The 23,729-nt window shown below is 53.0% G+C and carries 17 protein-coding genes; 9 read left to right on the forward strand and 8 right to left on the reverse strand.

Annotated features, from left to right (window positions below; genetic code table 11):
* The first annotated feature begins 31 nt into the window (after positions 1 to 31).
* Genes Q9R35_RS08850 through Q9R35_RS08880 form a run of 7 tightly spaced genes read left to right on the forward strand, consistent with a single transcriptional unit; the run spans position 32 to position 13,314 of the window.
* Positions 32 to 3,337: an SNF2-related protein gene (locus tag Q9R35_RS08850; protein WP_311219713.1), complete on the forward strand. Its 3,306-nt coding sequence runs from the start codon at positions 32 to 34 to the stop codon at positions 3,335 to 3,337.
* Positions 3,334 to 4,020, forward strand: a complete 687-nt coding sequence (locus Q9R35_RS08855) for a DUF4391 domain-containing protein (protein WP_311219714.1) — start codon at positions 3,334 to 3,336, stop codon at positions 4,018 to 4,020. Before Q9R35_RS08850 ends, Q9R35_RS08855 begins: the two co-directional genes overlap by 4 nt.
* A gap of 19 nt (positions 4,021 to 4,039) precedes the next feature.
* A complete protein-coding gene (locus Q9R35_RS08860; protein ID WP_311219715.1) occupies positions 4,040 to 5,431 on the forward strand; it encodes an SIR2 family protein in 1,392 nt (463 codons plus the stop codon).
* Positions 5,428 to 7,593, forward strand: coding sequence for an ATP-binding protein (locus Q9R35_RS08865; RefSeq protein WP_311219716.1), 2,166 nt, complete (start codon positions 5,428 to 5,430; stop codon positions 7,591 to 7,593). Before Q9R35_RS08860 ends, Q9R35_RS08865 begins: the two co-directional genes overlap by 4 nt.
* Before the next feature lie 52 nt (positions 7,594 to 7,645).
* Positions 7,646 to 9,541, forward strand: coding sequence for a site-specific DNA-methyltransferase (locus tag Q9R35_RS08870; RefSeq protein WP_311219717.1), 1,896 nt, complete (start codon positions 7,646 to 7,648; stop codon positions 9,539 to 9,541).
* 16 nt (positions 9,542 to 9,557) lie between these two features.
* Positions 9,558 to 10,229, forward strand: coding sequence for a hypothetical protein (locus tag Q9R35_RS08875; protein ID WP_311219718.1), 672 nt, complete (start codon positions 9,558 to 9,560; stop codon positions 10,227 to 10,229).
* 31 nt (positions 10,230 to 10,260) lie between these two features.
* Positions 10,261 to 13,314 (forward strand): DEAD/DEAH box helicase family protein, encoded by a 3,054-nt coding sequence (locus Q9R35_RS08880; RefSeq protein ID WP_311219719.1) that lies wholly within the window; start codon positions 10,261 to 10,263, stop codon positions 13,312 to 13,314.
* A gap of 533 nt (positions 13,315 to 13,847) precedes the next feature.
* Here the strand turns inward: Q9R35_RS08880 and Q9R35_RS08885 are convergent.
* The 6 genes from Q9R35_RS08885 to guaA form a co-directional block, all read right to left on the reverse strand.
* Positions 13,848 to 14,222: a plasmid mobilization protein gene (locus tag Q9R35_RS08885; protein ID WP_311219720.1), complete on the reverse strand. Its 375-nt coding sequence runs from the start codon at positions 14,220 to 14,222 to the stop codon at positions 13,848 to 13,850.
* A gap of 660 nt (positions 14,223 to 14,882) precedes the next feature.
* The gene (locus Q9R35_RS08890; protein WP_311219721.1) at positions 14,883 to 15,620 is read right to left on the reverse strand and encodes an ABC transporter ATPase; all 738 of its coding nucleotides are present in this window, start codon (positions 15,618 to 15,620) and stop codon (positions 14,883 to 14,885) included.
* Between the two features lie 88 nt (positions 15,621 to 15,708).
* Complete coding sequence (locus Q9R35_RS08895) at positions 15,709 to 16,587, reverse strand: helicase RepA family protein (RefSeq protein WP_311219722.1); 879 nt, start codon at positions 16,585 to 16,587, stop codon at positions 15,709 to 15,711.
* A 3-nt stretch (positions 16,588 to 16,590) separates the two neighbouring features.
* Complete coding sequence (locus Q9R35_RS08900; RefSeq protein WP_311219723.1) at positions 16,591 to 16,821, reverse strand: AlpA family phage regulatory protein; 231 nt, start codon at positions 16,819 to 16,821, stop codon at positions 16,591 to 16,593.
* A gap of 282 nt (positions 16,822 to 17,103) precedes the next feature.
* On the reverse strand, positions 17,104 to 18,312 hold the full coding sequence (locus tag Q9R35_RS08905; RefSeq protein WP_311219724.1) for a tyrosine-type recombinase/integrase: 1,209 nt from the start codon (positions 18,310 to 18,312) through the stop codon (positions 17,104 to 17,106).
* A gap of 306 nt (positions 18,313 to 18,618) precedes the next feature.
* Positions 18,619 to 20,205, reverse strand: coding sequence for a glutamine-hydrolyzing GMP synthase (guaA, locus tag Q9R35_RS08910; RefSeq protein ID WP_063692800.1), 1,587 nt, complete (start codon positions 20,203 to 20,205; stop codon positions 18,619 to 18,621).
* 161 nt (positions 20,206 to 20,366) lie between these two features.
* On the opposite strand from guaA, the gene Q9R35_RS08915 reads away from it, so the two are divergent.
* Complete coding sequence (locus Q9R35_RS08915) at positions 20,367 to 21,257, forward strand: alpha/beta fold hydrolase (protein WP_081251518.1); 891 nt, start codon at positions 20,367 to 20,369, stop codon at positions 21,255 to 21,257.
* On the opposite strand, the gene Q9R35_RS08920 is transcribed toward Q9R35_RS08915, so the two are convergent.
* Positions 21,254 to 22,060, reverse strand: coding sequence for a helix-turn-helix transcriptional regulator (locus Q9R35_RS08920; protein ID WP_311219725.1), 807 nt, complete (start codon positions 22,058 to 22,060; stop codon positions 21,254 to 21,256). The two genes, Q9R35_RS08915 and Q9R35_RS08920, sit on opposite strands and share 4 nt — an antisense overlap.
* A gap of 85 nt (positions 22,061 to 22,145) precedes the next feature.
* On the opposite strand from Q9R35_RS08920, the gene Q9R35_RS08925 reads away from it, so the two are divergent.
* Positions 22,146 to 23,051 carry a DMT family transporter gene (locus Q9R35_RS08925; protein WP_063692495.1) on the forward strand — a complete coding sequence of 302 codons (906 nt, stop codon included), beginning with the start codon at positions 22,146 to 22,148 and terminating at the stop codon, positions 23,049 to 23,051.
* A gap of 264 nt (positions 23,052 to 23,315) precedes the next feature.
* Here the strand turns inward: Q9R35_RS08925 and Q9R35_RS08930 are convergent, their stop codons facing one another.
* The gene (locus Q9R35_RS08930; protein WP_311219726.1) at positions 23,316 to 23,495 is read right to left on the reverse strand and encodes a hypothetical protein; all 180 of its coding nucleotides are present in this window, start codon (positions 23,493 to 23,495) and stop codon (positions 23,316 to 23,318) included.
* Positions 23,496 to 23,729 lie beyond the last annotated feature (234 nt).

Raw genomic sequence — 23,729 nt, forward strand, 5'->3', positions numbered from 1 at the left:
AACGTGACAAGCATTCGAGGATGGACACCTGATGGAGCTGATTGACAACATCAGTCGCTTGTTGGGCGACGATCTCAAGCAAACCATCCAGCCTGGGGCACGACTCAAGATCGCCGCTTCGTGCTTCTCGATGTACGCCTTCGAGGCGTTGAAAGCCGAGCTGGAAAAGATCGACGAGCTGAACTTCATCTTCACCTCGCCCACCTTTGTGGCCAACGAGGTCACCGACAAAATTCGCAAGGAACGCAGGGAGTTCCACATCCCCAAGCTTGACCGTGAGCGCAGCCTTTACGGCAGCGAGTTTGAAATTAAGTTGCGCAACAAGCTCACCCAGCGGGCGGTGGCCAGGGAATGTGCTGACTGGATACGGCGTAAGGCTAAGTTCAAAAGCAATCACACCAAAGCGCCCATGCAGCAGTTCGCCTGCGTGCAGACAGGTGGTGCCAATACCGCCTATATGCCTCTACACGGCTTCACTGCCGTCGATCTGGGCTACCAACAAGGCGATGCTGTCTCCAATCTTGTGAACAAGATGGACGATGCCCCTTTTGCTGCCACCTACCTGAGCCTTTTCGACCAAATATGGAATGATCCCGAGAAGCTGCAAGATGTGACCGCGCAGATCGGCGAGCACATCGCCTCGGTCTATCAGGAGAACTCGCCCGAGAGCATCTACTTCCTGATGCTCTACAACATCTTCAACGAGTTCCTCGACGACATCGACGAAGACGTGTTGCCCAACGATCGCACGGGCTACCAGGACACGCTGATCTGGAACAAGCTTTTCAACTACCAGAAGGATGCGGCCACCGGCATCATCAACAAGCTGGAAACCTACAGTGGTTGCATCCTGGCCGACAGCGTCGGTCTCGGCAAGACCTTCACTGCGCTGGCCGTGGTCAAGTACTACGAGTTGCGGAACAAATCCGTGTTGGTACTTTGCCCCAAGAAGCTAGCCGACAACTGGCTTAACTACAGCCGCAACCTCAAGACCAACATCTTCGCCCGCGACCGGTTCAGCTACGACGTGCTGTGCCATACGGATCTTTCGCGCACCAGCGGCGAATCCTTCGGCACACCGCTCAACCGCATCAACTGGGGCAACTACGATCTGGTCGTCATCGACGAGTCGCACAACTTCCGTAACAACGACGCCTACAAAGACAAGGAAACGCGCTACCAGAAGCTGATGCGTAAGGTCATTCAGGAAGGGGTGAAGACCAAGGTCCTGATGCTGTCGGCCACACCAGTCAACAACCGCTTCAACGACCTGCGTAACCAGCTTGCGCTGGCCTACGAAGGCGACTCGGAAAGCCTCAATAAGAAACTCCGCACCAGCAAGTCGGTGGAAGAAGTTTTTCGCAATGCCCAAGCAGTCTTCAATACCTGGTCAAAGCTGCCGCCGGAAGAGCGTACCGCGCGAGCAATTCTTGATTCGCTGGATTTCGACTTCTTCGAGCTGCTCGACAGCGTCACCATTGCACGCTCGCGCAAGCACATCCAGACCTTCTACGACACCAAGGACATCGGCCAGTTTCCCGAGCGCCGCAAGCCGCTGTCGTTCCACTGCCGACTGACCGATCTGTCAGACGTGCTAGGTTTCAACGAGATCTTCGAGCAACTTTCCCTGCTTAAGCTGGCCGTGTATGCGCCCATCAGCTACATCCTGCCCAGTCGTCTGAAGAAATACGAGGAAATCTACGACACCAAGGTCGGCGGCAAGGGCACGCTGCGTCAGGCCGACCGCGAAAAGAGCCTGCAGGCCCTGATGACGGTCAACCTGCTCAAGCGCCTCGAAAGCTCGGTGCAGTCGTTCCGCCTCACCCTGCAATCGCTGCGCGCCAACAACGAAGCGACGCTGGCTAAAATTGCCGCGTTCAATCAATCCGGTGGTGCGGCGACGGTGGGTGACCTCACGGAAGTGCTGGAAGGGCTGGATGCCGAGGACGACGACCTGCCGATGCCCGGTGACGAAGGCGGTGAAATCGGTGGCAAGATCAAGATCAGCCTCGCCGACATGGACTTGCCGTCCTGGGAGCACGAGCTCAAGACGGACTTGCAGGTTATCGATGCGCTGCTGGCCTCAATGAACAAGATCACGCCACAGGATGATGCCAAGCTGCAACACCTCAAGGCGCAATTGCTCAGCAAGATTGACAACCCCATCAACCCTGGCAACAGAAAGGTGCTGATCTTCACCGCCTTCGCTGATACCGCCGATTACCTGTACGCCAATCTTGCGCCAGAGCTGCTGGCCAGGCATGCCATCCACACAGCCAAGGTAACCGGCAAGGGCGCGCCGCAGTCCACCATCAAGAGCGGCACACACAAACGCAGCTACGACTTCCAGGAACTGCTTACCCTATTCTCCCCTCGTTCGAAAGAGAAGGCCGTGGTGCTGCCGGACGAGCCGCACGAAGTCGATCTGCTGATCGGCACCGACTGCATCTCCGAAGGCCAGAACCTGCAGGACTGCGACTACCTGATCAACTACGACATCCACTGGAACCCGGTGCGGATCACCCAGCGCTTTGGTCGGGTGGATCGTATCGGCTCGCCCAACACCAGCATCCAGCTTGTCAACTACTGGCCCGACATCTCGCTCGACGAGTACATCAACCTCAAGGAGCGCGTCGAGAGTCGGATGATGATCGCCGACGTTACCGCCACCGGCGACGACAACGTGCTGTCCGCGCAAGCCAACGACGTGTCGTACCGCAAGGAGCAACTGCGTCGCCTGCAGGAGGAAGTCATCGAGTTGGAAGATTTGAAAACCGGTGTTTCCATCACCGACTTGGGACTGAACGACTTCCGCATGGACCTGCTCAACTACGTCAAGGCACACGGCGAACTAAGCAATGCGCCCAATGGTATGCACGCCGTGGTTCCTGCCAGGCCCGAGATAGGCTTGCCGCCGGGGGCGATCTTCACCTTGCGCAACCGCGCCCTTTCTTCCAAAACAGGCGACATCAATCTCAACCAGCACAACCGCCTGCACCCGTATTACCTCGTCTATATCAGTCGTGAGAGCGAGGTCATTCACGATCACACCGAGGTCAAGCGCCTGCTCGACCTGGTGCGTAGCTGCTGCAAGGGGCAGGATAAACCCATCGTCGAAGCCTGCCAGCGCTTCAATCAGGAAACGGTCGAAGGTCGCCAGATGCAGACCTATTCCGACCTTCTGGGCCAATCCATCCGGTCAATGATCGACGTGAAGGAAGAAAAGGATCTGGACAGCCTGTTTGGCGGTGGCAAAACCACGGCGCTGACCAACACCATCTCGGGGCTGGACGACTTCGAACTCATCAGCTTTATCGTGATTCAGGAGGCTGAATGAGTCAGGGAGCGACTACACAACAGTCCGCGCTGATCGCCTACCCAAAGCAGGCCGCCGTTGACCGCATTCTGCCCAAAAGCAAGGTATACGAGCATGGCGGGGCCAACACCAGGCTGAAAGAACTGTTCGTCAAGCAAGTGGAACAGATCGTCTGGGCCTTCAAGCTGGCCTCGGAAACGCTCCACCTGCCCGAGCGGCCCGGCGTGCCAGAGATTCAGGTATTCAGTATCCAACTCAAAGGACCGGAACTACATCGGGACGTATTGCGCAGCATCGACGGGGCCATACCTTTCCCTATCGTGTTTGAACTGACCTTCGAGGACAAAACGCAGGTAATAGCTGCCTACAAACGTCCGAACGAAGCCGACACCAGCCGCTGGGTGCTTTCGGATTACTTTGCATCGAAGTGGTTCCCGGCTGGCTGCGAGCGCACCACTATGCCTATCGCTCTGCACCTGGGCGGACTGTACGAACAACTGCTCCATCGGCTAATCCCTTTGCCAGCGCGGCCGCAAGAAACGCTGGCTGAACTGATCGAGCGTGTTGAACAAGCGCAGGCCAAACAACGTGAGGTAGATAAAACCTCAGCTCGGCTGGCCAAGGCAAAACAATTCAACCGCAAGGTGGAGATCAATGCTCAATTGCGGCAGTTGAAGAACGACCATGCAGCATTGATCCGATAAAAACAAGGAGCCTACAGCCATGCCGAACACTAGCGAACAGACAATCTCACAAGAGCTGTACCCCAACATCGTAAAGGTCAGAAATGATGATAAGCCGCTGTACTTTGCCGAATTGTGGAACAAAAAATTCAAACTCCAGGAAGGGAGTGACGCATCTTGGGTTAGTTCGGAAGAGTTCAGCCAGAGGGAGCTTCGGGAGCACATCGAGCCGTGGCTGACATCACTCTTTCAGTCAGAGCACCTGTCTCTGTTGGCAGGGTCGGGGCTCACTCATGCAGTGCATTACTTGGCCGCCGGGCAAGGTGCGGCTGGCATGGGAGCGCTTCCGCTTGCCACTCAGCAAGACAAGATCAATGCAGCAGCCGAAGCGTCTGCAAGCCAGGCTGGAAGGAAAACAGGCAATGTTGAGGATCAACTGCGGATAGCCAACGAGCTGTTGCGTGGCCTGGAGATTCTTCAAGACGAGCAAGCCGACACATTGCGTGGGGAACTCGAAGCGGGAATGAAGACGTTCGCCGAGTCGATCCTTAAGAGCGAAACTGGAATTGCCACAGCCCCGGACGACCAACGTGAACAAGCCTTCAATACTTTAGTCACCTTCCTGATGAGCTTCGCAAGCCGGATTGGAACACGCGACCGTTTGAGCATTTTCACGACCAACTATGACCGGCTGATCGAGGCAGGAGCAGAACTGGCTGGTGTGCATCTGCTAGATCGCTTTCTCGGCAACCTGATGCCGATTTTCCGTTCTTCCCGGCTTGATCTGGACATGCACTACAATCCGCCGGGCATCCGTGGCGAACCTCGGTATTTGGAAGGCGTGTCTCGCTTCACCAAGTTGCATGGTTCTGTGGACTGGATACAGACCGGCAAGGATATTCGCCGCATCGGCCTACCGTTTGGGGCCGACACGGTTGAGCCGTATTTACAAGCTCCGGGCTTGGGCGGGGCAACAGCCCACAAACTGATGATTTACCCCAATGCTGCCAAGGACAGGGAAACTGCCGACTACCCCTATGTAGAGCTGTTCCGTGATTTGGCTTCGGCGGTATGTCGTCCGAACAGTACGCTCGTTACCTACGGCTACAGCTTTGGCGACGAGCATATCAACCGCGTAATCCGCGACATGCTCACCATTCCATCTACGCATTTGGTTGTGATCTCACGCAATGATCCGCTTGACCGCATCATGAAAACCTATGAAGAGATCGGCCGGCCCTCGCAAATCAGTTTGCTGATTGGCCCGGCTCTGGCCGACCTGACAACGCTTACAGAGAACTACCTGCCCAAGGCTGCGATTGACAAGACGACGTTCCGTATGAGCGAGCTGCTCAAGCAGCGCTTTGCCTCTCAGCACAGTGCTCCTAAGCTCCAGGGACAAACCGCTGAAGATGAGAACGACCAGCTATGAGTCTGTCTCCACTGGCACATGCCGACGCTTTGCGCATAGGGACGATAGATTTCGTCTCGCCCGATGAGATCAAGGTTTTGCTGGACATAGAAGCGCCAGGCAGTGTTTCCCTCAATACCGGCACGCCGCGCCCGTTCCCCCGCATCAATGGTTATGTGCTCGCACCGGGCGAGCAAGGTTACTTGGTCGCACAGGTGGAATGGATAACGGTCGAGCGTTCGCAGTACCCCAAGCGTAAGGGAATGCAGGACTTTGGTCTGGTAGATCTGCCGTACCCACTGCGCAAAATGAGCCTGAATCCACTGGGCATTCTGTCTTACACCGGCGGTGACGATAAGAAGGATCGCTACGAGTTTAAGCGCGGTGTACAGGCTTACCCCTCAGTGGGTGACCAGGTGCTACTGCCAACGCAAGATCAGCTTCGCGCCATTGTCGAGTCGGGAGAGAATCGCCGCGTCAAAATCGGCGTCAGTCCTTTAGCAGCCAATGCAGAGGTGAAGATCGACCCTGACCGCCTTTTCGGTCGTCATCTAGCTGTCCTGGGCAATACGGGCAGCGGCAAATCGTGTTCAGTTGCTGGCTTGGTTCGCTGGTCGATGGATGCGGCCAGGAAAGCGCGCAATGGCGCTGACCCGAATGCCCGTTTCATTGTGCTTGACCCCAATGGAGAATACGCGAATACCTTCAAAGGCATGGGAAAGGTACGGGTGTTTGCGGTCGATCCATCTGAAAACTCTGAAGATATTGAGCAACTCCAGGTGCCTTTGTGGTTCTGGAATAGTGCTGAATGGAGTGCGTTTACCCAAGCCAGTGCAAAGACACAGCGCCCGACTTTGATCCAGGCACTGCGGTCAGTGAGGGATGGTTCGATTGATGCTGCACCTACATTAAGCAGTGATACGCGACGCTATTTACGAACACTAGTAAGTGCCCTTCAAATTGAGCGGAATGCGGGAAACCCTTGGAGAGGTGCGGGGCCGGCAAAGGGCTTTCGCGATCGCCTTCAGCGATGGAGTGAAGGGTTTATGGTGGATGCTTCCTTCACCCAACAGGAAAGCGCCGCACTTACACAGCTTATCCAACACGTTGATCAACTACTCGTTACTCATCAAGGGGATTGGCCCGCCGTATTCAGCAGACAAGAAATTGATACCCTGTTGCAAGAGCTGAGTCAGACTCATTCAGCGTTCGGTGGGGGAAACGCCGATGCCCTACCCATTGATGCAGACGTGCCACGTCCGTTTACCGGTGATCAACTGCTACGCAGTGTCGAAGCCAATGCCGAACTAATGGGTGTTTCCGAGTATGTCGAGACGATGTTGATGCGGATCAGAACAATCCTTTCAGACAGTCGTATGCGGAACATAATCAGTGGCACCGATGACTTGGAGCTTTACGAATGGCTAACCAACTATATAGGTGATAGCGAAGCCTCAAACGGCTCCGTAACAGTGATTGACCTTTCGCTGGTTCCGGCGGAAGTGGTTCATATCATTACTGCCGTTATCGCCCGTATGACGCTGGAGTCGTTGCAACGTTACCGTAAGCTCAATGCGGGTAAGACGTTGCCTACCGTGTTGGTGATGGAAGAGGCGCACACCTTTATTAAGCGCTATCACGATGACGCGGAGAACCAAAACTCCGCAGCCATCTGCTGTCAGGTGTTCGAGAAAATCGCCAGAGAGGGCCGAAAGTTCGGCTTGGGTCTGGTGTTGTCTTCGCAACGCCCCAGCGAGCTGTCACCCACCGTCTTGTCCCAGTGCAATAGCTATCTACTACATCGCATCAGCAACGACCGTGATCAGGAACTGGTTCACAAGCTGGTGCCGGACAACCTGCGTGGCCTGCTGCGCGACTTGCCGTCGTTACCCTCTCGCAACGCCATTCTTTTGGGATGGGCATCTGAACTCCCCGTCCTGGTGCAGATGAATAGCTTGCCCAAGGATCAACGCCCCAAATCAGATGATCCCGACTTCTGGGCAGTCTGGTCTGGTGAAGGGCTGGAGGAAAGTGAGCACGGCCAGAAAATTGAACGCAGTGTGGACTGGCAGGAGATCGCGACTGATTGGCAACAAACCGGCGCAGGTGAAGTCAATCAGACTCCGTTGGGTGAAGCGGAAGATGCTGATGCCGCAGCCGAAGATGACGATATTCCGTTCTAGTAGGGCAGTTTTTTGATACTGCTGAATCTGCAAATATTTTAGGAAATTGCCCATGAATAAATTGAAAATGCATTCCCCCAACCTGACCGAAGACAACATCGCCCGCATTCGCGAGATTTTCCCAGGCTGCGTGACGGAAGCCGAGAGTGAAGATGGCAGCGTAAAGCTGATGATAGATTTTGACCAACTTCGGCAGGAGCTGTCCGACGTTGTCGTGGAAGGCCCGCAGGAGCGGTATCACCTCAACTGGCCGGGCAAACGCGAGGCGCTGCTAACGGCCAATGCGCCGATTGCCAAGACCCTGCGCCCGGTGCGCGAGGAAAGCGTGGACTTCGATACGACGAAGAACCTATTCATCGAAGGCGACAATCTGGATGCGTTAAAGCTGTTGCAGGATAACTACCTCGGCAAGATCAAGATGATATACATCGACCCTCCATACAACACCGGTAGCGATTTCATTTATGAAGATGACTTCGCAGAGGACACCGCATCGTATTTCGAGAATTCAAAGCAAATTGATCAAGCAGGAAATCGACTCGTAGCAAATACAGAATCCAATGGTCGATTTCATTCTGACTGGTTAAGCATGATGTTTGCGCGGCTGCGACTAGCGAAGAATCTACTGCGAGATGACGGGACTATTTTCATCTCAATAGATGACTTTGAAGGCAGCAACTTAAGGTCGCTATGCGACGAGATATTTGGATCACAAAACTATTACTGCACCTTCGTTTGGAAAAGAAGGAGCGGAGCAATGGACTCCGTAGACAACACCAGCGTTGATCATGAGTACGTGCTGTGTTACGGAAAATCGAAGGAGCGACTTGCAGGAATAGAGCGTACTTATGACGGATACACCAATCCGGATAACGATCCTCGCGGCCCTTGGAAGGCAGACAATTTAAGTGCCGGGAAAGCCGGTGGCGACGTCCACTACCCAATAACCGACCCAAAAACCGGAAACCAATTTCTTCCCCCGGAAGGAAGATACTGGCCGTACAGTCGAAAGACAATGGCTGAAAAAATCGCAGAGGGCAGAGTAATTTTTCCCGCCACGGCCGGTGGTAGACCAATGCTCAAACGCTTCAAGAATGAAGCAAAGTTTGACACCGTTCCTGTTTCCACTTGGATCGTTTCCCGACCAGAAGACAAGATCTCGAATTCATTGGTTGCACCAGCAAACACGCAAGGGACACGAGAACTTCAAGACATTTTCGGTGCGAAGCTGTTCCCTCACCCCAAGTCTACGCAGCTTGTTTCCTCGCTGGCATCTCAATGTCGATTGGAGGAAGGGGATATCGTCCTTGACTTCTTTGCAGGATCGGCAACAACGGCACACGCGGTTTTAGCGATGAATGCAAACAGCGGATCTAACGTGCGTTTCATCCTGGTTCAAATGCCAGAGGAATGTGAAACCGGAAGCCAAGCGAAAAAAGACGGATTCCAGACTATTGCTGATATAGGCAAAGAAAGAGTTCGCCGAGTCGGAGAGAAGGTTCTGAAAGAGAGCACCTGCAAGGAATGGAATAAAGACGTCGGCTTCCGAGTTTTGAAAGTGGACTCGACAAATATGGCCGATGTCTACTACACGCCGGATGCAATTCACAGCGCCAGTCTGGATCTATTTGTAGATAACATCAAATCCGACAGAACTGCAGAAGATCTACTCTTTCAAGTCATGCTTGATTGGGGCATTGACCTCGGACTTCCAATTTCCAAAAAGATAATCAATGAAGTGGAGTGCTTCTTCGTAGATGAAAACACTCTAGTAGCGTGCTTTGATTTTAGCGGAAGAATCAATGACGCGTTTATCAAGGAGCTAGGCAAAAACCGTCCGCTCAGGGTTGTATTTCGAGATCGAGGCTTTAAAGATGACGCCGCAAAGATTAATGCCGAGCAGATCTTGAAGGTAACCACCCCCGAAACCGAAGTCAAAGTGATATGAAATCGAGGAAATAGTCATGCCAAAAATCACGCATATTGAATACAAAGCTGATCGCGAACGTTACTGGATCTTTGTTGACGGCGAATACTGCACAAGCATTCGTGAAAGAACATTTCCCGCTCTCGATCTTAGGGTTGACCAAACTATATCCTGCGAGCAAATAAAGGAACTCGAGAGCCATCATTGGAAGCATGCATATGGTCAGAGCGCATGGGACAAAGAGAAGATTCGCTTGGGAAAGGTAAAGGACCTGATTGAAAGTTTCGATGATCGGGTTCTTGTTGAGGTAGTCGGATTCGGTGCCGACACGAATAAATTCATTTCAGGGCATCCCACGGAATCAGGCAAACCCGATCTTGAGGTGAAACTTCGGGATGGCGGGAGGATTCTTTTGCTCGTAGAAGTTACCGGCACAGAGTTCATGCGTGGCACAACGTACTGGGTGCGGCCGGACAAACTTAAATATTCCGAAAACCATTCAACGGAAGACGTATGGCTTGTGCTTCATTTTCTGAAGCCCATTGAAAAATTTGTCTTTATCAAGCCGAATCCAAAGAAGCGATATGCCGTCTCCAAAATGGAGATCAGAGGGTCAATTGAGTTGTACGTTGAATTTTCCGACTCTGATCAAGAGGTGGTGTCGATGGAACACTTCAGGAATCATCTCGTGATGAAAGTTAATCAATGAATAGATGGGATGAGCAGAGAGGAATGCAGTGATGAAATTGAAATTCAAGACGCAGTCCTACCAGACAGCTGCGGTTCAAGCAGTGGTGGACTGCTTCAAGGGGCAGCCGCCAGCCTCCAGCGAAGCCATCAGTTACCGTATCGACCCCGGCAAGGCCAAGGCGAAGACAGACAGCCTGTTTTCTAACGCGGGCTTCAAAAACGCCGACCTGGTGCTGTCAGACGCAGCCCTGCTCGACAACATCCAGCAGGTGCAGCGTCAGCAGAACCTGCCTGTTTCTGATGCGCTGGCCCAAACCAAGATCGCCCGCGTGAATTTGGACGTGGAGATGGAAACCGGCACGGGTAAGACCTATTGCTACATCAAGACCATCTTCGAGCTGAACAAGCTGTATGGCTGGAGCAAGTTCATCATCGTGGTGCCCAGCATCGCCATCCGCGAGGGCGTGGCCAAGTCGCTGGCGATTACCGCTGAACACTTCCTGGAGAGCTATCAGAAGAAGGCTCGCTTCTTCATCTACAACTCCAAGCAGTTGCATCACCTGGAGAGCTTTGCATCGGACGCGGGCATCAACGTAATGGTGATCAACGTGCAGGCGTTCAACGCCACCGGCAAGGATAACCGGCGCATTTACGAAGAGCTGGACGACTTCCAGTCACGCAGGCCCATTGACGTGATCAGCGCCAACCGTCCGATCCTGATCCTGGACGAGCCGCAGAAGATGGAAGGCGGCAAGACCCTAGATTCGCTGGTCAATTTCAGGCCACTGATGATGCTGCGTTACTCGGCCACCCACAAGACCACTCACAACAAGATTCACCGGCTGGATGCGCTGGACGCCTACAACCAAAAGCTGGTGAAGAAGATCGCCGTGCGCGGCATCGCGGTGAAGGGGCTGGCGGGTACGGCAGGTTATCTTTATCTGCAATCCATTGAGATTTCGAGCAAGAAGCCGCCTGAGGCGCGTGTCGAGTTCGAGCAGAAGCTGGCAGGCGGTAACATCAAGCGCGTTGTTCGCAAGTTGTGCAAAGGCGACAACCTGTTTGAGCTTTCCAACGGGCTGGATCAGTATCGCGATGGTTTCGTCGTCTCTGATATCAATGCCAATACCGATACGCTGAGCTTTACCAATGGCGTAGAGCTAACGGTGGGCGATGCTACGGGAGATGTGACCGAAGCGGCACTGCGCCGCATTCAGATTCGGGAAGCGATCAAGGCGCACTTCGACAAGGAACAGGTGCTGTTCTTGCAGGGCATAAAAGTGCTCACCCTGTTCTTTATTGATGAGGTGGCCAAGTACCGGGATTATTCCGCTGCCGACGAGAAAGGCGAGTACGCCCGTGTCTTCGAAGAGGAGTACAACCTGTATCTCAACGAGATGCTTGATCTGGATGAGACGCCCTACATCAAATACCTGAGGAATATTGCGGCCGATAAGACCCACATCGGCTACTTTTCCATCGACAAAAAGACCAAGCGACTTGCCGATCCCACGGTTGCCAAACGCGGTGAGAATGCTGGACTCTCCGACGATGTGGACGCCTACGATCTGATTCTGAAGGACAAGGAACGGCTGCTGTCGATGGGCGAGCCGGTGCGTTTTATCTTTTCACATTCGGCCTTGCGTGAGGGTTGGGACAACCCAAACGTGTTTGTGATTAGCTTCCTCAAACAGCCGGATTACAACAACGAAGTTACGCGCCGCCAGGAAGTGGGCCGTGGCCTACGTCTATCGGTCAATCAGAATGGTGACCGGATGGATCACCCGGCGACAGTACATGATGTAAACGTGCTGACGGTGGTGGCCAGCGAGAGCTACAAGAACTTTGTGGCGGCACTGCAGGATGACATCAGCAAGTCACTATCGGCGCGGCCGAGAGTCGCCGACAAAGCCTACTTCACGGGCAAAATATTGAACATGGCTGAGGGGCCGGTTACGGTGTCGGACGATCAGGCAACCGATATCGAGTTCTATCTGATCCAGAACGGCTACGTGGATAAGAAGCGAGCCATCACCGAGAAGTACCATCAGGCCAAAAAAGACGGCGCCCTGGTGGACCTGCCGGAAGAGTTACAGCCATACGCTGACCAGGTGTTTCAGTTGATCGACAGTGTGTTCAGCGAGAACCAGTTGCCAGACATCGGTGACGACCGAAAGCCGAAGAAAAACCCGCTCAACGCCAACTTCGATAAGCAGGAGTTCAAGGCGCTGTGGAACCGCATCAACCGCAAGGCGGCCTACAGCGTCGATTTCGACTCGAATGAGCTGGTGCAGAAGGCTATCAGGGAACTGGATACCAGCCTGTGCGTCACGCCGCTGCAGTACACGATCCAGGCAGGCGAGCAGACATCTGCCGTGACCTATGATGGGCTCAAAGATGGCAAAGCGTTTGAGCTGAAGGACTCCGTGACTGAAACCAATCACGTCTCAATCCACTCGTCAGTGAAATACGACCTGATCGGCAAGTTGGCCGAGGGCACGCAATTGACCCGCCGAACAGTGACGGAAATCCTCAAGGGGATCAACGTCGCGGTGTTTGCGCAGTTCAAGACAAACCCCGAGAGCTTCATCGCCGAGGCGGTACGCCTGATTAACGAACAGAAGGCGACAGTCATCATCGAACACCTGACCTACGATGCGGTCGAGGACAAGTTCGATTTGGATATTTTCACCGCAGGACAATCCAAGCAGGATTTTAGCAATGCTGGTGACAAGCTCCAGCGGCATATCTACGACTATGTAGTGACCGATTCCAAGGTCGAGCGGGAGTTCGTGCAAGAGCTGGATACGGCCAATGAAGTGGTGGTCTATGCCAAGTTGCCACGTGGCTTCCTGATTCCCACTCCTGTCGGTGATTACAACCCCGACTGGGCAATCAGCTTCAAGGAAGGAGCGGTCAAGCACATCTATTTCGTAGCGGAAACCAAAGGTTCTATGTCGTCAATGGATCTGCGCGAGATCGAGAACACCAAGATCAAATGCGCCCGAAAATTCTTCGATGAGATGAATCGTCGCTTTGCCCCTGAAAACGTCAAGTACGACGTGGTGGACAGTTTTGGCAAGCTGATGGAGGTGGTGAAGTAGTTCACCAACGCAGCGGGGCAGGTCATTTGACTTGCCCGCTGCGTGGCTAATCAACGTGTCTCTCATCCGTTGAAACGCGGACGTATCCTATGCGTTTGATTCATAGACGCACCTGGGACATTGAAACATTGATGCCCATATTGACACCAGATGACGACCTTGGCGGCGGTAAAGCGTGCCACGTTGAACTGTCCAGAAGACCACCGTTTGCTGAACACGCATTAACTGTTACTTATAACAAACTATTTTCTTTTTGGTGCCTCTTCCTTCTCAATAAATCCCTACCATGGTCAAAATCTACCCACTAGGGGTTTTAAAAGTTTTAAAGAGTTTTAGCTGTGGGCAACCCGAAAAACACATTTAAAACCAATATATTGCAAGCCCCCCTGGTCCCCAATGTACGGGTTTTAGCCCCTAATGTACGGAAAACAGCCCCCAATGTACTCGCTTTGGTCCCTAATGTACGGATCACTCACACAACTAAAACACTAGAGTTAGTCCGCATAACCAGGCTTAACTCTCTCTAAAGCACCTCAATAACGCGGCCCCTTCAAGGCCTTGCTCATCAATTCCATCATTTTCTTTTGGAGCAATCGAAAATCATTCATCAATACTTCAACAGAATGCGCCGAAGCGCCATGACCACGCTTTTCCAGCAACCAAAGTTTTAACAAGCCTGCCACCCTACCCAAATCTCCATTCACTTTCACCATGTCAGTTACAGCGTGCAGGTCTAAAACAGAACGTACTTTCTGATTCAACGCAAGCGCTCGCAAAAAAGCAGAGTTCGATAAGCCTGACATCTTTGCCTTTTCTTGAATTTCTAACATTTCCTCTGACGTTACAAAGACTTTAATGTACTTCCCTCTTGGCCTTGTGCCATAGGCTCCACTTCTTTTTTCTTCCATATTTTCCTCTCTGGTGCGGTAGCACCCGTATGCCTCGCAGAGCAAGCATGTCGTCGAGCTGCAGCGAGTCGATCAGGTGTTGAGGGACGGCAAGCTCAGCTTGTGGGCCCACAACACACATCTTGCCATCAGATTCAGTGCGATTATGTGCAACTCTCCGATGTCTAAAGCCTGTTTTTCACCAAATCGCATAAGATCGCATAAGATCGCATTAAGTCGCGTTTAATCGCGCAGCTTCGGATTAATCAATCCATTCGATCGCATACATTCGCATAAAATCGCCTTTAAACTTAAGTTCCCAACATCCTCGAATGAATGGGCACCAAAAAGAAGGCTTTTTCAACTCCAGCGACGTATTTGCCAAATAGACGAGTAGTGACGGACTCAATAGCCGTGTCTTGCATGTAGAACACGTACGACTTTTTGGCTCAAAATATGACTGATCTACCTTCACTTAACAATAAGCCTAACTCCGCTTTGATCAAGCGAACTTTGTTAAACGCGCAAGCCACACAAATACCCCAGAAATAAGCCATACTCGATGTATTGCGAGTCCCTTTTTCTTTTGGTGTCCTGACGGCCATAGGCCGACTGGCAAGGCTTGACTGCACTTAAGTGCGGGCAATGCCGCGCAGATAACTGAATATCCTGAATATCCTGCTAACTCCGGGCGGGTGTGCCACGTTTCGGGCGGCTGTGCCACGCTACCGGGCGGGTGTGCCACGCCATCGGGCGCCTGTGCCACGCTTCGGGCGTTGTAGACGTCATTTTTTGGATGCGTTCACCGTCGAGCAAAATCCCAATTTCTCGTAAATTTTGATTTTCTTCCTTAAGCCTTCGTCTTGCATCGCGCATAGCTTGACTTGATACTTGTCCCGCAACCGCCACAATAACAGTGTCAAAATACCAACCGCCTGTTGGTTCTACTTTATGACTCAAGATATGTCGTGCTACCGCTTGGCTGATACCATACTTCAGGCGAGCGATAGGGGCAGGATCGTAATACAGGCATAGGTCATGCTCAAGCAGCATTACCAGCGCTACACCAAGACGCACTCGCCATAGATTCCGCATCCCTCCACTCAGAGGATCTGGACGCGTCATAAGCGAAGGGATAACATGATCAATCAATCCACCAATAATCGGAAAATCAAATTGTGGGGTATCAATTGTGATCGTCGCTGCTCGCAGTTCAGCCAACAACTTTTCGATCTGCGTAAAGCTGTAGCGGCTATCAGACAGCGTCTTTCTCAACCGAGCAGGATCCACAAGAAGTTCGACGCCGCCATCTGAAACATCTCGACGACGTTCTGCACAATACAGAATAGCCTCCACTATGTCGGCATGCCTCTGACCAAGCCTGCCCTTCACGCGGCAACGCCCAAATGATGTATCCATCCAATCACCCTCAAGTAATCGTGGGCGCTGACTGGACTGATAGAGCATTACACGCGCCTGTACGCTAGTACTAGTAGGCGTGACAGCGTTACCACGACTCATCATCTGCTCCATTAACACTCGTCAGGGCACTCTCTTTGCTCGTGTTAACCAACTTCACTGGTACAAGAACACCGCCGTCATAACGCTTGTACCAGTGATCAATCGGAATGGCATCGTAGTTCTGCTTACTGACACCAAAACGGACAAAAAAACCTCTTCGATCATCACCTATAGGCTGTCGACTAAATTCCTGGTCACTAAGACTTTTAGCCTCTTTTTCTGTCATTTTGGCAATGAAACCGCACCAGCGAGCATTGTCGATTAAAGCAGATGCGCCTCGTGCTGCCTGCTGTTGATCCGTTCCTCCCTCACGAGCGCTACCTTTGCTGACGTGATGCAGATACAAAACTGAGGCCCCAGTACACGCTGCAATATGCTCCAACATAGCGATAAGTTTGGCCATGTCACTGTTGCTGTTCTCATCTCGATCATGAATCCGACTTAGTGTATCCAGCACGATCAGACGAGCACCGGAACAAAAGCTGATTAGATCTGCTCGTTGAACATCATCCAACACGTTCATTAGAGTTCCCATAACGGGCTTGAGAATCAAATTCTCTACGATAGCTTCACGTGCCTGTTTATTCAGATGTTGGCCGATAGCATGGATACGACGTACCAAGGCAACCTCTGGATCTTCTCCTGCGTAATAAATAACGCGGCCAGCACGAGGAGGAGAAAGCCCCACTAGATCACCTCCAGCAACGCTACATGCGATAGCCATTGCCGCTTCTAACGCCCAGAAACTTTTACCCGTAGCCCCAGGAGCCACTAATGCTCCTACTGTCCCTGCTAGGAAACCCGGCCAAATAAAATCTAATATTGGAGGCTCGCTCTCGAATGCTGCATGCAAGTCAATTGCCACAACTCACCCCCCCATTCCGGGTCTAGGGGCAGAGCCGGAATGCTTACATGCATCAATCCATGCCTCCACTTCAGCCAAATCCCAGACAACTTTACGACTGCTGAGCGCAATACGACGCGGGAACTTCCCTTCCTTTTCAAAGTTATAAATCGTGCGCTCACTCAAGGGAATTATTGAGAGTAACTGTTTCTTGGTAATAAGAACTTTGTTCGCTTTACTAAATTCATTTGTCACACCAAATACCTCGTTTTGTTTATTTGATGTTTAATTATTGCCCCATAATTCATGGTGTTTCCAGCATTTAACAGAACATAAAAACCAACAAAATCAACAATTTACTGTCCGTAAATCCACTATTTACGGACAACTTAGGTATTACAAACCACAGATTTACTTGGATTTAGGAAAGAGATCCCAAACCTATTGTTTTTGTCCGTCAAATACACCTTTTCCGGACATAAAAAAAGCCCACCAAAGTGGGCTTTTCACTACAAAAGCAGATTGCAATGCTCAAAATCAGTGCGCTGTGAGTACTTTTCCAACTGTCCACCCATCAATCATATCCGCCCAATCCTGTAACATTTCAGCTCGCTGCTCCCTATACTCTGCCTTGTTATACACCGCTCTCACACCCCGTTGTTCATGCGCCAGACACTTTTCAATCCAATCAGTGTTATATCCCGCCTCATGTAGCAAAGTGCTCGCGGTACGTCTTAAATCATGCGGCCCAAACTTCGCTAGCGACTGCCCTTCCTTTTGTGCCAGTCTATAGGTTAAGGTCAGCACCTGATTCAGTGTCGCACTGCTCATGGGCTTATCGGTGTCATAGCGGGATGGCAAAATGTATTCAGACCCACCCGCAAAGGTTTTTAACGCGATGAAGATATCCAAGGCCTGTCGGGATAAGAACACCAAATGGGGATTGCGGCGTTTCATGCGTTCTTTGGGGATGGTCCAAAGCGCCTCGGTGAAGTTAATCTCGCTCCAGGTTGCATTGGTCAGCTCACTCTTGCGCACCATGGTCAACAATAAGAGCTTGGCTGCGGCTCGTATAGAGGGGGATGTACCGATTCTTTCTATATATTGATACATCAGGCCAATTTCTTCTGGTGTTAAGGCCCGGTCGCGCGGTTCAAATCGAGCAATACTGGCTGGACGTACCAGCTCTGCCGGATTCTCTACTTTTTGACCGCGTTCAATCGCCCAGCGGAAGATTTGCAGCACCAACTCACGCGCATGTACAGCGGTTGCCGGTGCGCCTCGCTCTACGATGTGGTCCGTCAAGGCGCGTAGGTCCTCGTGGCCAATTTCTTGTAGCTTCATTTTGCCAAATCTAGGCAGCAGCTCGCGCTCATAGACAGAGCGGCGCATATCCCGTGTGGAGTCGGCCATTTGATAGCCGCGCAACCACTTTTGTGCCCACGCATCGAAGGTATCGGCATCTTTGACCCTAGCTTTAGCACGGGCTTTTTCTTTGGCTGGAGATTTACCGGCGGCGATCATCTTTTTGGCTTCGCCTAGTTGCTCGCGCGCCTCGGCCAATGTGATGCCGCCTAGACCGTAGCGACCAAAGGTGATGGTTTCTTGCCTGCCATGGATGCTGTAGTTGTAGCGAAAGGAAATGGTACCCGCAGGCGTGACGGCAGCATACAGCCCATCCCTATCGTTAACTTTGTAGAGTTTCTCTTGGGGTTTTAGATTTCTTAGCTTGGTATCGGTTAGCATTAGGTGCGGCTCCATATCGATTCTGATACCATGACTCAAAAACCACGTCAAAAATCAGAAAAAGAGTATTGAAAACAATACACTATAAAACTTCAATACCATGAGATAGAAAATAACCCCACATGGTATTTGCTTTAATCATGGCGTCAACGATTCATAATACCAAGTTTCATACCACAAATAAATCGTGCTTGAGGCTGCCAAACGGTGCCGGACCCTACCACCCTTAAAAACAAAAAAGCCCGCAGTTACGCGGGCTTAGCGGCTTTTTATGCCTTGTACTACTAGACTATTCCAGACGCGGGATCATTCCCACTCAATCGTCGCTGGCGGCTTGCTGCTGACGTCGTACGTTACACGGTTAATGCCGCGCACTTCGTTGATGATGCGGCCAGAGGTACGCTTGAGCAGCGAGTATGGCAGTTCCGCCCAGTCAGCCGTCATGAAGTCAGTGGTCTGCACGGCACGCATGGCAACAACGTATTCATAGGTACGTGCATCACCCATCACACCCACGCTCTTCACAGGCAGGAAGACGGTGAAGGCCTGAGAAGTCAGGTCGTACCAGTTCTTGCCGGTTTCTTCATCAATCGTATTGCGCAGTTCTTCGATAAAGATGGCATCAGCTTGACGCAGCAGATCTGCGTATTCACGCTTGATTTCACCCAGGATACGGACACCCAAGCCGGGGCCTGGGAAAGGGTGACGGTAGACCATTGCTGGTGGCAAGCCCAAGGCTACGCCCAGTTTGCGCACTTCGTCTTTGAACAGCTCGCGCAGAGGTTCCAGCAGTTTCAGGTTCAGCGTGTCTGGCAGACCGCCCACGTTGTGGTGAGATTTAATGCCGGTGGCTTTGCCGGATTTGGCAGCGGCGGATTCGATTACGTCCGGGTAGATCGTGCCTTGGGCCAACCAGCGGGCATTGCTGAGTTTGGCGGCTTCTTCCTGGAAGATTTCCACGAATTCACGGCCGATGATCTTGCGCTTGGCTTCTGGGTCGGTCACACCGGCCAGTTTGCCCAGGAAGCGGTCGGAGGCGTCGATATGGATGATCTTCAGGCCCATATTGTCCGCGAAGGTGCTCATGACTTGCTGAGCTTCGTTCAGACGCAGCAGGCCGTGGTCCACGAATACGCAAGTCAGCTTGTCGCCGATAGCCTGGTGGATCAAAGCGGCAGCAACCGAGGAATCCACTCCACCGGACAGGGCCAGAATGACTTCTTCGTCACCGACTTGCTCGCGGATATTGGCGATAGCCTCTTGCACGTAGTCAGGCATGTTCCAATCGCCCACGCAACCACAGATGTCGCGCACAAAGCGTTCGAACAAGGCACCGCCTTGGACAGTGTGGGTGACTTCGGGGTGGAACTGGACCGCGTAGAAGCCGCGGTCTTCATCGGCCATACCGGCGATGGGGCATGTAGGCGTGGAAGCCATCAGCTTGAAGCCGGGAGGCAAGGCGGTAACTTTGTCGCCGTGGCTCATCCAGACTTTGAGCATGCCGTGGCCTTCTGCCGTAGCGAAATCCTGGATACCGTCCAGCAGCTTGGTGTGGCCGTGGGCGCGGACTTCGGCGTAACCGAATTCACGCTTGTCCGAACCCTCGGTAACGCCGCCCAGTTGGCGGGCCATGGCTTGCATGCCGTAGCAAATACCCAGAACGGGTACGCCAGCGTCAAAAGCAGCGGCGGGAACTTGCAGAGCGTCTTCGGCGTAGACCGACGCGTGGCTGCCTGACAGAATGATCCCTTTCAGGCCTTCTTGGGAACGGATGAATTCATCGCTGACATCACCGGGGTGAATTTCACAGTACGCACCGGCTTCGCGTACGCGACGCGCAATAAGCTGGGTGACCTGGGAGCCGTAATCAAGAATCAGAATTCGCTGGTGCATGAAAGTATCGAGCCAATAATAAAGCGGTAAAGGATCTATTTTACGCTGTGTAGCGCCGCTTAGGGAGTGGCTGAAATACTCCAGGCCGAAATTGTCCCGCATCACTGGCATTCATGCGGCAAGGCAGCTACAGTACATGCAGCCATTTTGGGAGTTTCAGCATGCCTTCGAGTCGTACCCCTCGTCCGAGCGAACTTAATGAACACCAGGAATCCCGACCTGCTCAGGCCACACAACAACAAGGCGGCGGCAGCTATATCCCTGCTCCCGGCCCCTCCGGTGCCCGCTCGCATAGCTTTACCTATGAATGTCAGGAAGATACGGACGAAGTCTCCGACAGCCTGACCTTTGTGCTGGTTCACGGCGCCTGGCACGGTGGCTGGTGCTGGTCCCGCCTGGCGGCCCGGCTGCAGGCCAAAGGGCATAAAGTCTATACCCCCACGCTAACCGGCCTGGGCGAACGCAGCCACTTGCTCAGCCCGGACATCACCCTGAATACCTTTGTGGACGATGTCGCTAATTTGATACGTTGGGAGGAACTCTCCAACGTGGTTCTGGTGGGCCACAGCTTTGGTGGACTGGTCATTAGCGGCGTCGCCGACGTCATGCCACGCTGCATTCAGCAGCTGATTTACCTGGACGCCTTTATCCTGCCCAGCGGCACCAGCACTTTCGACACATTGCCGAAAAAGATTGTCGACAGCATGGTGGCCTCTGCCGGGAAAAGCACTGTTCCTGCCGTCCCCCCCCCTCCCCTTAGCGCCTTGGGCCTGCATGCCACGGAAGATCTGCACTTTGTCGGTAACCGCCTGACGCCACAGCCGCTTAGCGTCTACCGCTCTTCTCTGCGTTTACAGAACCCAGTCATTGGCAATGGCCGCCCCTGCTCCTATATCTCCTGCACACAGCCCACGTTCAGAGGGGTGGATACCTCGCGCGAATGGGCCCGTCAGCAAAAAGACTGGGAGTTCCGTGAACTGGAGAGCGGGCACTGCGCTTTGATGACACACCCCGACATGCTGGCCCGATTGCTGCTGGAGCTGGCGGACTAATCTGCCTCGTCCACGCTGTCTTTAGAGCGATAAAACTTTCTGGGAGTAACCCCGAAATGCCGCCGGAACACAGCTGCATATGCGCTTTGGCTGGCATAACCGTGTTGCAAAGCCACTTGCACGACAGGCTCACCGGCGGCCAAACCTTCCAGAGACCCTAGCAAGCGAGCGAATTGACGCCATTGCCCAAAGCTGATGCCGGTATGACGACGAAACAGGCGATGGAAAGTTTTGACGCTCATGGCCAGTTGCTTGGCCCAGGCATTTGCATCCCTATCATCATCAGGACTGGCCTCCAGATGTCGACACACCAATAGCAAGCGCGGCTCTTCGGGCCAGGGCAGATGAAACGGCAATACAGGCAGCTCGCGCAATTCATCCAGCAATAAGCGCATCAAGCGGCCATCACGACTGTCTTGCGCATACACCAAAGGAATTCGACTGGCCTCCAGAATCAGCTCTCGTAGCAAAGGGCTGACATCCAGCACACAGTTACGCGCTGGCAAGCCCGGAGCGGCATCCTCATCCACAAAGATCGTGCGCATTTTGACCTGTCCGCGCATGCGAACCGTATGAGGTCGCCCCGGTTGCAGCCAAACGCCACGACTGGGAGGCACCACCCAGCGTCCTTCCTGGGCGTCGATCACCATCACCCCTTGCACGGCGTACAAAAACTGCGCCCGTACATGCTGGTGCTCTTGAATAAGATGGCCGTCCGGATAATCTGCCGCCAAACCACTAATGGGCATCTTGGCCAGCTCGACAGGGATATGAATAAGAGGATCAAGCACAAGCTGTCCCATTTGCGCTAATTCAAGTCAGTTTAGCGAAAGACAGGCAAGCCGGTCTACAGCGAGCATACGTCTTCCTTATTGATGGATGCTTCCAATGCGCAACTACGCCTATCCGCTGGTGACCATGCTGCTCTGGTCCGGCAATGTAATTGTTTCCAAAATGGCGCACGGCCTGATCGCCGCACCTGCCATGAGTTTTTATCGAGTCGTGCTGGCGCTGGCCATCATGAGCCTGTTTGCCGCTCGCCCTGTCTGGCGACACTGGCACTCGATCCGTCCTCAACTACCCAAACTGCTGTTTCTGGGATTTCTGAGCATGGCGTTTTATCAGTGCCTGTCTTACTGGGCAGCTGCCAGTACCAGCGCCACCAATATGGCCGTGATTACGGCACTGACACCCCTACTGACTCTGTTGACCACACGTCTGCTGCTGCCAGGCTCTGGCCCTCGCGGGATGCTGCCCGGCGCCCTGCTGGCCTTGTTTGGAACAGTCTGGTTGATTAGCGGCGGCCATCCCATGCAACTGCTAAGCCAAGGAGTCCGTTCTGGCGACTTGCTGATGCTAACAGCAGCATTGAGCTACGCCTTTTACAGTGTCTTTTTGAAGAAATGGCATATCACTGTGCCAGCCTGGCAATCGACCTATCTTCAAGCCTGGGGAGCCTTGATCACCCTGCTGCCCGTCTTCTTCTGGCTGCCTGCTGAACAAACCCAGCTGAATGAGCAAACAGTCCCCCTGATCCTGTACGCAGGTATCCTGGCCTCCGTCCTGCTGCCCTACTGCTGGATCCAAGGCATCACACGCTTGGGCCCGGCCCGATGCAGCCTGTTCCTGAATATCCTGCCCTTCATGACCGCCATGCTGGCCATCCCATTGCTGGGTGAACAGCTGGGAGCACACCATGTGAGCGGTGGATTGCTGACTCTGGCAGGGGTGATTCTGGCTCAATGGCCGGCTCAACAATGGCTGTTCAAAACCAAAACAGCCCCTGCTAAATAAGAAGCACGGGAGTTTTATATTCAACTCCTGATATGAAATGATTTTCCAGCTATCCGCCACTAATTTGTGAGCTAACGAGTGACGAACTAATGAACTGAATAGCTGAATAGCTGAATAGCTGAATAGCACTCTTAGGGTAAGCGCACCCCGCAGTATCCAAAGCAAGGCGTCCCGTCATAAACGGGGCGCTTTTTATTATTTAGAGTTCTCTGCATTCCCATCCCTCCCACCTCATAAAGAGTCGCTCCCTGAATGAAATAAGGGCTACACAGCACCAGCCAAGGTGGAAATAGCAAAGGCTGAGATAGCAGTAGTTACTGCTATTGCTGTTGCTGTGATCTTGATGGTGACGGTGACGGTGACGGTGACGGTGACGGTGACGGTGACGGTGACGGTGACGGCAGTGATTGTGTAGAGCCCTGACCAAACAGCCAACACACCCACAAAAATCCTAAGTGCAAGATACAGGCAGGGCTATATATTTCTCGATCTGAGCCTCTTGCGGCCTGGGCGGGGGCGCGGGGCGAGTCAGACTGCTTGCCGCGGACGGTGTCGGGATACGGGATGCAAGCACTCTGCTGTTTGAACCCGACGCTTGTGATTGGTCCGGGGGACCAATCACCGGGTGAGTTCAGAGTGCGCCCGTATCCCGACACTGCCAAGGGCACCGGTGCGCAG

Origin of the sequence: Alcaligenes sp. AB3 (assembly GCF_031844565.1) — a bacterium.
GTDB lineage: Bacteria > Pseudomonadota > Gammaproteobacteria > Burkholderiales > Burkholderiaceae_B > Alcaligenes > Alcaligenes faecalis.

What these genes read in the sequence shown, in the direction of transcription:
- Q9R35_RS08855 (WP_311219714.1), top strand. Translation starts at nt 3,334, where the DNA reads ATGAGTCAGGGAGCGACTACACAACAGTCCGCGCTGATCGCCTACCCA.
- Q9R35_RS08875 (WP_311219718.1), top strand. Translation starts at nt 9,558, where the DNA reads ATGCCAAAAATCACGCATATTGAATACAAAGCTGATCGCGAACGTTAC.
- Q9R35_RS08905 (WP_311219724.1), bottom strand. Translation starts at nt 18,312, where the DNA reads ATGCTAACCGATACCAAGCTAAGAAATCTAAAACCCCAAGAGAAACTC.
- Q9R35_RS08865 (WP_311219716.1), top strand. Translation starts at nt 5,428, where the DNA reads ATGAGTCTGTCTCCACTGGCACATGCCGACGCTTTGCGCATAGGGACG.
- Q9R35_RS08915 (WP_081251518.1), top strand. Translation starts at nt 20,367, where the DNA reads ATGCCTTCGAGTCGTACCCCTCGTCCGAGCGAACTTAATGAACACCAG.
- Q9R35_RS08880 (WP_311219719.1), top strand. Translation starts at nt 10,261, where the DNA reads ATGAAATTGAAATTCAAGACGCAGTCCTACCAGACAGCTGCGGTTCAA.
- Q9R35_RS08890 (WP_311219721.1), bottom strand. Translation starts at nt 15,620, where the DNA reads ATGGATACATCATTTGGGCGTTGCCGCGTGAAGGGCAGGCTTGGTCAG.
- Q9R35_RS08925 (WP_063692495.1), top strand. Translation starts at nt 22,146, where the DNA reads ATGCGCAACTACGCCTATCCGCTGGTGACCATGCTGCTCTGGTCCGGC.
- Q9R35_RS08920 (WP_311219725.1), bottom strand. Translation starts at nt 22,060, where the DNA reads ATGGGACAGCTTGTGCTTGATCCTCTTATTCATATCCCTGTCGAGCTG.
- Q9R35_RS08860 (WP_311219715.1), top strand. Translation starts at nt 4,040, where the DNA reads ATGCCGAACACTAGCGAACAGACAATCTCACAAGAGCTGTACCCCAAC.
- guaA (WP_063692800.1), bottom strand. Translation starts at nt 20,205, where the DNA reads ATGCACCAGCGAATTCTGATTCTTGATTACGGCTCCCAGGTCACCCAG.
- Q9R35_RS08850 (WP_311219713.1), top strand. Translation starts at nt 32, where the DNA reads ATGGAGCTGATTGACAACATCAGTCGCTTGTTGGGCGACGATCTCAAG.
- Q9R35_RS08870 (WP_311219717.1), top strand. Translation starts at nt 7,646, where the DNA reads ATGAATAAATTGAAAATGCATTCCCCCAACCTGACCGAAGACAACATC.
- Q9R35_RS08885 (WP_311219720.1), bottom strand. Translation starts at nt 14,222, where the DNA reads ATGGAAGAAAAAAGAAGTGGAGCCTATGGCACAAGGCCAAGAGGGAAG.